5 protein-coding genes are annotated in these 11,170 nt (G+C 38.3%); all 5 read left to right on the plus strand.

Going from position 1 to position 11,170, the window contains the following annotated elements; genetic code table 11:
- Window positions 1-94 precede the first annotated feature (94 nt).
- The gene (locus N2Z72_02635) at window positions 95-1,339 is read left to right on the plus strand and encodes a glycine C-acetyltransferase (GenBank protein MCX7696573.1); all 1,245 of its coding nucleotides are present in this window, start codon (window positions 95-97) and stop codon (window positions 1,337-1,339) included.
- Window positions 1,340-1,346: 7 nt separating this feature from the next.
- Window positions 1,347-2,810, plus strand: a complete 1,464-nt coding sequence (locus N2Z72_02640; GenBank protein MCX7696574.1) for an NADP-dependent malic enzyme — start codon at window positions 1,347-1,349, stop codon at window positions 2,808-2,810.
- Window positions 2,803-3,393, plus strand: a complete 591-nt coding sequence (gene ruvA / locus N2Z72_02645) for a Holliday junction branch migration protein RuvA (protein MCX7696575.1) — start codon at window positions 2,803-2,805, stop codon at window positions 3,391-3,393. The genes N2Z72_02640 and ruvA overlap by 8 nt, the downstream gene beginning before the upstream one ends.
- Window positions 3,394-3,406: 13 nt before the next feature.
- Window positions 3,407-10,621: a cell surface protein SprA gene (gene sprA, locus N2Z72_02650; GenBank protein ID MCX7696576.1), complete on the plus strand. Its 7,215-nt coding sequence runs from the start codon at window positions 3,407-3,409 to the stop codon at window positions 10,619-10,621.
- 95 nt (window positions 10,622-10,716) lie between these two features.
- A partial coding sequence (locus N2Z72_02655) for a GEVED domain-containing protein (protein ID MCX7696577.1) occupies window positions 10,717-11,170 on the plus strand: 454 nt, incomplete at its 3' end.

Genomic DNA, 11,170 nt, shown 5'->3' on the forward strand with positions numbered 1-11,170 from the left:
TGTATTTATCAAAAAACTCATGGTATTCTTAAAAATTTTATGAGGCAGGATAAAATTTTAAAAGTTTCATGTACTTTTGTGAAAATTTTAAACCATGCACAAGACAGTTGTAGAATTTTTAGAAAAAGAAATTAAAGTATTACACGAAAGTGGTTTATATAAGCATGAACGGATCATAGAAAGTCCTCAAGGGCCAGAGATTGTGGTAAAAGGCAAGAAAGTGTTAAACTTTTGTGCCAATAATTACCTTGGATTGTCATCCCATCCTGAACTTATCAAGACAGCACATGAGACGATTGATTATCGTGGTTATGGGATGTCGAGTGTTCGGTTTATATGTGGAACTCAAGATATCCATAAAGAATTAGAGAAAAAAATTGCTGAATTTTTAGGCAAGGAAGATGCCATTTTATTTTCCAGTGCTTTTGATGCCAATGGTGCTTTGTTTGAGCCATTGTTGGGGCCTGAGGATGCCATCATTAGTGATGCATTGAATCATGCTTCCATCATCGATGGGATTAGATTATGCAAGGCAAAGAGATGGGCATATAAGCACAACGATATGAGAGATGTGGAAGAGTTGGATCCTGCCACAGGAAAAATGGCGAAAGGGCTAGAGCGTTGTCTTAAAGAAGCACGGCAAGAGGGCGCTCGATTTATCATGATTGCAACTGACGGGGTTTTTAGTATGGATGGGGATATAGCAAAGCTGGATGAAATTTGTGACCTGGCTGAGAAATACGATGCCATGGTGATGATCGATGATAGTCATGCCACGGGCTTTATGGGTAAAAAAGGTCGTGGTACACATGAATACCATAACGTGATTGAAAGAGTAGATATTATCACGACAACCTTCGGCAAAGCCATGGGAGGTGCATCGGGCGGATGCATAGCAGGACCTAAAACCATCGTTGAATGGCTTCGCAATAAATCTCGTCCCTATTTATTTTCTAATTCTCTTGCACCTGCTATCGTGGGGGCAACCATTCGAGTTATTGATCTACTTTCAGCTTCGACCGAATTGCGTGACAGGCTTGAAAAGAATACCAAACGTTTCCGAAGTATGATGACAGAAGCAGGGTTCGATATTCTCCCTGGTGAGCATCCTATCACTCCCATTATGTTTGGTAAATATCCCGATTCGGCTAAGTTAGCTGGGCAGTTTGCCGATAAGATGTTGGATGAAGGTATTTATGTGATCGCCTTCTCGTATCCTGTGGTTCCAAGAGGAAAAGATAGAATTCGTGTCCAATTGTCAGCAGCTCATACAGATGAACATATTGACCGAGCTGTAGAAGCTTTTGTCAAAGTAGGAAAACATTTTGGAATAATTTAAAGTCAATATGTCTGTTTTTTTTCATGATCCATTACAAGAATTGGAAAAATTGTTTCCATCCAGTTTTACTGCTGATCAACTAGCTAAAGCTAAAACAATATTTCTGAAGGAGCTGGCATTGTTAGCTCATCGTTTTTTTGGGGGCAAGATACAGGTGGTTCCCAAAGCCCCTGTGATAGGTTTTAATTGGTTTAATGTGTGGTATACGCCTGGTGTTTCTGCCATTTCAACTGCCATTAGGGATGAGAACGATGTAAGTTTTGAACTTTCTAATCGCGGCAATTTGGTGGCTGTGGTTTCTGATTCGACTCGTGTGTTGGGAGATGGAGATGTGACTCCCCCAGGAGGATTGGGGGTCATGGAGGGAAAAGCCTTTTTAATGAAGTATTTAGGTGGTGTAGACGCTGTAGCTTTATGTGTGGATAGTAGAGATGAGACGGGGAAGAATAATCCTCGCAAAATCATCGACTTTGTGAAAATGGTTCAGCATAGCTTCGGAGCAATCAACCTTGAAGACATCAGTCAGCCCAATTGTTTTGAGGTTTTGGACGTGCTTCGTGAAGAATGTGATATACCCGTCTGGCACGATGATGCTCAGGGAACTGCAAGTGTTACTCTTGCTGGGGTAATTAATGCTCTTAAACTAGCCGAGAAGAAAATGGACGAAGCGAAGTTTGTGCTGTTTGGTGCTGGTGCGTCGAATACGACCATTGCCCGGTTATTGATCTTGGATGGCGCTAATCCTCATCATATTATTGCGTTTGATAGCAAGGGAGCTCTTCATGCGGGAAGAACCGACATTGAACAAGACAAGCGTTTTTACCGCAAATGGGAATTGTGCCTGCAAACAAATCCAGAGAGAATTGATCGCATAGAAGATGCCATGAAAGGTGCTGATGTTTTAATTTCTCTCTCTACTCCAGGCCCCGACACGGTAAAACAAGATTGGATCCGTCTGATGAACCCGAAAGCCATCGTGTTTGCTTGTGCTAATCCTGTTCCTGAAATATATCCTTGTGCAGCTAAAGAAGCAGGCGCATTTATTGTAGCTACGGGACGTGGTGATTTTCCTAATCAGGTGAATAACTCCATTGGTTTTCCTGGGATTCTCAAAGGAGCTCTTATGGTGAGAGCTCGAAAAATTACTGATGAAATGGCTATAGCTGCTGCTCATGCTGTGGCCGAATTTGCTGAGAAAAAAGGCATTCATCCTGAATACATTGTTCCCACTATGGAGGAGAGCGAAGTGTTTCCTTATGAAGCTGCTTGCGTGGCCATGCAAGCTATTGAGGATGGTGTTGCTAGGCGAAAACTTACTTTCGAAGAAGCTTTGGCATGGGCTAAAAAAGATATTGAATATGCCCAGTCTCTTACTCATGCCATGATGGAACAAGGTTATATACCTGCACCACCCAACGAACTGGTTGAAAAAGCTTTGCAAAAAACACTTGCTAAAATGGGATATGTTTGATTTTCTTCGAGGTCGTGTAGTAGAACTATCACCCGTTCATGTTGTACTTAACGTGAATAATGTTGGTTTTTATTTACATATAACTTTTCCTACGTATGAATTTTTGAGAGGGAAAGATGAAGCGTTACTGTATGTCCATATGATTTTCAAAGAAGAAAATGTGAGTTTGTATGCTTTTTTTAGCCGGGAAGAACGTGAAATATTTCGTCATTTAATTAGTGTTTCTGGTGTTGGTCCTTCCATTGCACGGATGATTCTCTCTTCCGTTGAGCAGTCTCAATTGATTGATGCTGTGATGCATCAAGATTCAACTATACTAAGGAAAGTGAAAGGTGTAGGACAAAAAATTGCTGATAGGATTGTTTTAGAGCTTAAAGATAAATTTGAATCGTTGTCTGCTATTCAAAGCACTCAACGACCTTTACACAATAATTTTGCAAGGGAAGCGTTACTTGCATTGATGCAACTCGGATATCAAAAACAACAAGCTGAAAAAGCAGTCATGAAAGCTATGGATGAATTAAAAGACTTACCCTCACTTAACACAGAACTCGTTTTGCGCCAAGCACTCAAACATATCTAAAAACAGTGGGAAAGTGAAAGTTCTGAGAAACACAATTTTTTTTGCATCGTTTGTTGGCATGTTGATACCAATTTCATGGGTATCACGTCCTGCAAAAACGGAAATTCACTTTGTTTATCCTATTTTTCAAGGAGATCCTCCAGATTCTACCGTAGATGATAGTTTACCTTTCCCTTTCAGGGATCGTTTGTGGTATGAAATACCACCAGACTATGAGCCTCCTCTCTATCTTTCTCTGCCTAAGAACTATAAAGACACTGTGGTTTATGACCCTGAATCGAATGAATACATTATTTATCAGAAAATTGGTAACTTTCATTATCGTTATCCTATCACGTTAAGCAGGGATGAATATATTGAGTATGACTTCGACAGAGCACTTGAACGATACTGGCGTGAACAGGCAAAGGGACAAAAGAAAGTCAAAGACCCTGGTTCTCTTTTTTCGTTCAACATTCCTTTCATGAAAGAGGAATCTCCTTTCGGTTCGAGTACTATCGACATTAGACCTTCTGGTACAGCTGAACTTATTTTTGGGATTAATTCCAACCGACGAGATGATCCTGCTCTAAGTGCCAAACAACGACGAGTTACCAACTTCGATTTTCAGGAGAAAATTCAAATGAACGTTCAGGCAAAAATTGGCGATAAGGTTGACTTTGGCATCAAGTGGAATACGGAGTCAAACTTCGAGTTCGAGAACAAAGTAAAATTAAAATATGAGGGGAAGGAAGATGAGATTATCAAACTGATTGAAGCAGGAGATGTGACCCTGCCTTTAAATAGCACACTTATTACTGGGAGTCAGTCTCTTTTCGGGATAAAAACCAAACTTCAGTTTGGAAAGCTCACCATGACCAATGTTTTCAGTCAACAAAAAAGTCAGACAACCAATATTACGATCAGTGGTGGTGGGCAGGTCAATAGATTTGAGCTCTATGCTGATGAATACGAGGAAAAGAAACATTATTTACTTGCTCACTATTTTAGAAATAATTACAACAAATGGCTCAAAAACCTACCTATAGTAGGGTCGCCTATCAATATAACCAAAATTGAAGTTTGGGTAACCAATATTGGCCCTGCAACTCAAGAAAACAGAAACATTGTAGCATTTATGGATTTGGGAGAGGCCAATCCTTATAACTCCATACTTAACCCTACCCCAGGTGAATATTTGCCAAGTAACAAAGCCAATAACTTGCTCTCATACATCGATCCTTCGCAAATTCGCGATATTAACAAGGTAAGCTCTTATTTACAAAGTGCTGGGTTTAGTGGTGGAGTGGATTATGAAATTGTAGAAAATGCACGTCTTCTCTCACCAACAGAATACACAGTAAATACAAAACTTGGTTTTATTTCACTTAATACTAAACTTAATGATGATCAAGTTCTTGCTGTGGCTTTCCAATATACGATCATAGGTTCAGATAGTGTCTATCAGGTTGGAGAATTTGCTAATGGTGGTATAGATCCTCCTAAATGTCTGATAGTCAAGCTTTTGAAGGGATCAAGCACCAATACCAAAATTCCTCTTTGGGATTTAATGATGAAGAATGTGTACTCCATTGGAGGATATCAGGTTAACTCAAAAGATTTTAGGCTGGACGTTTTATACAAGAGTGAAAAAATAGGTGTTCCAGTGGGTTACATTCCTGAGGGCCAATGGCAAGGAATTCCCCTCATACGCTTGTTGAATCTAGATAACCTCAATGTCAACAACGATCCTGAACCTGATGGGATTTTCGATTTTATTGATAATGCTGCAACCACGGGAGGAACCATAAATGCGAAGAACGGACGTATTTATTTTCCCGTTCTTGAGCCATTCGGACGAGATTTGAGACAAATACTTAACGATCCTGTACTTGCTGATAAATACTGTTACGATTCACTCTATACTATGACTAAATCTGGTGCAAGACAGTTTCCTCAGAAAAATCGGTTTATCATTACTGGGCAATATAAATCGGCTGTGGGTAACGAAATTATGCTGAATGCCACGAATATTCCTCAAGGAAGCGTGAAGGTCACAGCAGGCGGAGTTTTGCTTACAGAAAATGTGGATTATACGGTAGATTATAATTTAGGTAGGCTTCGCATTATCAACGAAGGCATATTAAATAGTGGTGCTCCCATTAATGTATCGGTAGAGAGTCAGTCTATGCTTACTTTTCAGACTAAGACTTTCATGGGAACACATTGGGATTACGAAATTAATAAGAACTTTCTTATAGGTGCAACCCTTCTTAATTTAACTGAAAGGCCATACACATATAAAGTGAACATTGGCGACGAACCTATCTCAAACACCATTTGGGGTCTGAACTATTCGTATCAAACTGAGTCACCATTTCTGACAAAACTCGTTGATTACTTACCCAATATTTCGACAAAAACTCCTTCTAAGATTAATATTCAGGGAGAGGTAGCTAACTTGATCCCAGGACATGCACGAGCAATTGGTAAAAACGGGACAGCTTACATCGATGACTTTGAGGCAACAAAATCTTCTTTTGAATTGAAGAATGTAAGTACATGGAGGCTTGCTTCCATTCCGCAAGGGCAGCCTTATTGGTTCCCTGAAGCTTCGGATGATTCAACTTGGAGGTCTGGATTTAATCGTGCTAAATTATGTTGGTATGTGATTGATCCATTGTTTTGGCGAAACAACAACTTAACACCTGAACACATCCGCAAGGATCCTGAAATGAGATCAAATCATTACATGCGTGAAGTTTTAGAAACGGAGGTGTTTCCATCTAAGGAAAATCCTAATAACATTGTAACCAATATTCCTACACTTGATTTGGCTTTTTATCCTTCGATGAAAGGTCCCTACAATTTCGATGTAATTCCTACTTCGGTTTCTGCTGGAATAGATGCTCAGGGAAGACTTTTACTTCCTCAAACACGCTGGGGAGGGATTATGAGAAAAATCGATGCTCCGGATTTTGAAGAAACTAACGTGGAATACATCGAATTCTGGCTAATGGATCCATTCATTTATGAACCTAACCATCCTGGTGGAAAATTGGTATTTAACTTAGGGGATATTTCTGAAGATATTCTGAGAGATCACCGTAAAAGTTTTGAAAACGGCTTACCCACAAGCGCTGAAGTGACTAATGTCGACACTACCCAATGGGGTAGAGTCCCAAAGATGCAGGCCATCACCAATGCTTTTGATAACAGTCCTGAATCTAGAAAATATCAAGACATTGGTTTAGATGGATTAAATAGCGAAGAAGAAAAAAGTTTTTTCAAAGCTTATCTTGATGCTATAGCTCTCAATTTTACCAATGCCTCACAAGCTTATGCAAATGCCTTAGCTGATCCAGCTTCGGATAATTATCATTATTTTCGAGGTTCAGATTACGACGAGCAAAAGCTTTCTATTTTGGAAAGATACATGATGTATAATGGATTGGAGGGTAATAGTCCTACGAGCGAACTTTCTCCTGAGCCTTATCCTACTTCATCTACCACACTTCCCGACATGGAAGATATCAACAAGGACAATACTCTCAACGAAAACGAGAGATATTTTCAGTATGTGATCGATCTTCAGCCATCCAAAATGGAGATAGGACAAAATTATATAACGGATATTCGTGTAGCAACAGTGAAATTACCTAACGGAACTACCACGAATGTTAAGTGGTATCAATTTAAGATACCAGTCAAAGAGCCTCAGCAGGTCATTGGAAATATTTCAGACTTCAAGTCTATTCGTTTTATGCGCATATTTTTACGTGAATTCAGTGAACCCATCGTACTTCGTTTTGCCACACTTGAACTTGTAAGAAGTCAATGGAGGAAGTATGAACATTCTTTGTTGTATCCTGGAGAGTATGTTACAGGGGATGATCAAAACCAGACTTCATTTATCATTTCTGCTGTAAGTTATGAAGAGAACGGTAACAGACTTCCTATTCCTTATGTTTTACCACCCGGAATCGAGCGAGAAATAGGTTGGGGAGGAAATACCTCTTACCGGATGAACGAACAGGCTTTGGTATTGAAAGCCTGTCATTTGATTGATGGTGACGCTCGTGCAGTTTACAAAACTACAAATCTTGACATTCGCTTATATAAAAAACTTAAAATGTTTATTCATTCAGAATTGAGCGATCCAGATCGGTATACATTAAATGACGGTGATGTGACTATTTTTATACGTCTAGGAACAGATTTTACAGATAATTTTTATGAGTACGAAATACCACTGCATCCTACGCCTTTGAGTATTAGTCCACAAGATCCTAACATACGTCAACTGGTATGGAAAGATTCGATAGATTTGGATCTTGACAAGCTTGTGGAACTCAAGAAAAAAAGAAATACTCTCATTAGAGCAGGGGCACAAGGTGTATCGACTACACTTCCTTTTTCTATCATGGATGGCCAGAACAAAATAACCATCATGGGAGTTCCCAACTTAAGTGATGTTCGTACTATTATGATTGGAATCCGTAATCCTAAGCGTTCCCCTACCAACTTAAATGATGATGAGGAACCTAAATGTGTCGAAGTGTGGGTCAACGAGCTTCGATTGACAGATTTTGACGAAAAAGGTGGATGGGCTGCCACTACTCAGATTAATGCTAATCTTGCTGATTTAGGCAATGTAACTCTAGTTGGGAATGTATCGACAGCTGGCTTTGGAAGTATCGACAAAAAAATAGCAGAACGACAGAAAGAAAACATCCTTTCATACGACATTGCTACTAACCTTGAATTGGGCAAGCTCATGCCTCAAAAAGCTAAAATCAAGTTTCCTATGCATTGGGATTTCAGCGAAACTTTTGCTAACCCTCAATACAATCCTCTTGATCCTGACGTGTATTTACATGAAGATTTGAGAACTTATTCTTCTAAAGATGATCGTGATTCGGTTAGAAGAATAGTCCAGGATTATACTCGTCGTAAAAGCATCAATTTCGTAAATGTTCAGAAGGAAAAGACATCAGATAAAGCCCATTTTTATGATATTTCAAATTTTTCCATTACTTATGCATACAATGAGATTTTCCACCGAAACATAGATATTGAATACAATTTAAAAAAGCAATATAGAGGTGGCATAGGATATAATTTTAGCACGAACCCAAAGGTGTACGAGCCCTTTAAAAAAGTCAAATGGCTACAACCCAAGGTTTTCAGAATTATTAAGGAGTTTAATTTTTCCCTTATGCCTCAGTCATTTTCATTTATGACTGAATTGCAACGCCAGTACGAAGAGAACAAGTGGAGAAACAAAATGAATGCTCTTATTATTATCGAACCAAACTACATTAAGACTTTTACGTGGAATAGAAATTATGCACTTAAGCATAAATTAACGAAAAACTTGACCCTTGATTATACTGCCAACGTAGACGCACGTATCGACGAACCTCCTGGAAGAATTGATAGAAGGGATAGTGATTATCGTTTTAAGATGGATTCTATTTGGCAGAACATTAAAAGTATGGGCCGTATTACCAATTTTAACCAAAGTACAAAATTCAATTATACCGTACCAATCAACAAACTACCGTTGCTTGATTTTTTGAGTGCATCTGTTCAATATGTAGGCGATTATCGTTGGCAAGGGGCACCTTTGTATAAGGATTCTTTAGGTAATTATGTACCACATCCTTTCGGAAACATCATTGAAAACAATCGTAGCATTACACTTAACGGAAGTGCTAATTTAACAACCCTGTATAACAAGGTTTCTTATTTTAAAAAGTTGTTACAAAAAGTACAACAACAGCAAATTCAGACAAAACCACAAAAACCTGTCCAACAACAAGATACCGTTCCCAAGAGTAAGGAACCCAAAGATACAGTTTCCATTTTTGTAAAAATTAGAGATGCGTTTTTTACCACTTTGCTCATGGTAAAAAACATTTCTGTCAATTATACCCGTTCGGAGGGCATGACCATACCAGGTTATATGGGAACAGTTGACATCTTAGGCATGTATCTCAAAAAACAGTCTCCCGGTTGGGGATTTGTGTTTGGGCATCAGCAGCCCGTACATGAAAGACTTGCTTCAATGGGTATGTTATCCACAGATACTTTACTCAATGTACCTCTGACAAGGCGATTTAAAGAAAATCTTAATTTCAGAGCATCATTAGAGCCATTTAAAAATTTCAAAGTCGATGTAACAACTTTGCGAAATTTTTCTATGGATAAAACTGAATACTATCGTTATAACGGTTTGTATTTTGAATCTTATACTCCTCAAGAAACTGGCAATTTCAGTATGAGCATCATTACATGGAGAACCACTTTTGCGAAAAATGCCAAAGATTTTTCAAACAAGAATTTTACACGTTTTCTGGAGATCCGACAAGAAATAGCCCAAGAAGTAGCAATCCGCTCAACAAATTGGAATGGAAATTACGTGACGGATACCATCACAGGTAAGTCTTATCCTGATGGTTATGGATCCACATCGCAATATGTTTTAATTCCAGCATTTTTGGCTGCTTATACTGGAAAGACTACCATGAAATGGATTTATGAGATGTTCCCTCATGTACCACTTCCCAATTGGCGCATTACTTATTCCAGTTTACAAAATATAAAGGCTTTTAAAAAATATTTAAAATCCGGAACCATAACTCATTCCTATAAGTCAACGTATACTATAGGAAGTTTTAAAGGAAACGTTCTTTTTAAGGATCCAGATGGAGATGGTTTTAGCACTGTGCGAGATGCGCTCAATAACTTCATTGCTCCCTATGAATTGAATCAAGTTGCTATCAATGAACAATTTACACCTTTACTAAGCATTGATCTTTCATGGAAGAATAGTTTGATCACAAAACTTGAATATCGTAGGACACGTAATATTTCGATGGCTTTAACCAACAATCAAATTACTGAAATGTATTCAAGCGAATTTATTGTAGGGAGTGGATATAAATTCCAAAATGTAGAATTTACAATAAATCAAAAAACATTTAAGTCTGATCTTACATTAAAATTGGATTTTTCAATCAAAGATAATAAAACCATTTTACGGAAGATTGTTGAGCAGTTCAATCAGGTCAGTGCTGGGCAACGGGTGTTTACTTTAAATACTTCGGCAGAATATCAACTTAGTCAGAAGATCACTTTACGAGCTTTCTTCGATAAAGTGTTAAACTATCCTCATGTGTCATCTCAATTTATTAATGGTAGCACCAACGCAGGAATTAGTGTGAGATTCACACTTACTCAATAACTATGAGCATTTTGTTTAAATGATGTTTTTCTGAACAATTTTCTTTTTACTCTAGAAAAAAAATAATTTTAAATTTGTTAAAAGTTCATTTTGATATGAGGTTGTCCTTTTTTTTATTTATTCATTGCCTTGCAATCATTATAAAAGCCCAGTATTGTACCCCTAATTTTTCAGGTGTGGTTGAACCTATATGTAGGGTTGTTTTTCATACCATTGATCAGAACAGTTCTTGTTCGGTAGGGGGAAGTGCATACGAAGATTTCACGAATGTGAATACCTATATTGTTGCAGGTCAATCCTACGAAATCATGGTTTTTGGAAATACCAATGGAAATTTCACCGACAGTATTACGGTGTATTTTGATTGGAACAACAATGGAGTTTTGAATGATCCTGGTGAAAGATATGCCCTTGGGCGAATTTTAAATTGTAATTCTTGTCCTGTGCTAGGAAACATCACCGTTCCATCAAGTTGCAGTACTGGTCCCAAGAGAATGCGTGTCATGAAGAAATACAATGCTCAAGCAGTTCCTTGTAATACGACTGGAG

The sequence above is a fragment of the Bacteroidales bacterium genome (genome assembly GCA_026418905.1).
Lineage (GTDB): Bacteria > Bacteroidota > Bacteroidia > Bacteroidales > DTU049 > JAOAAK01.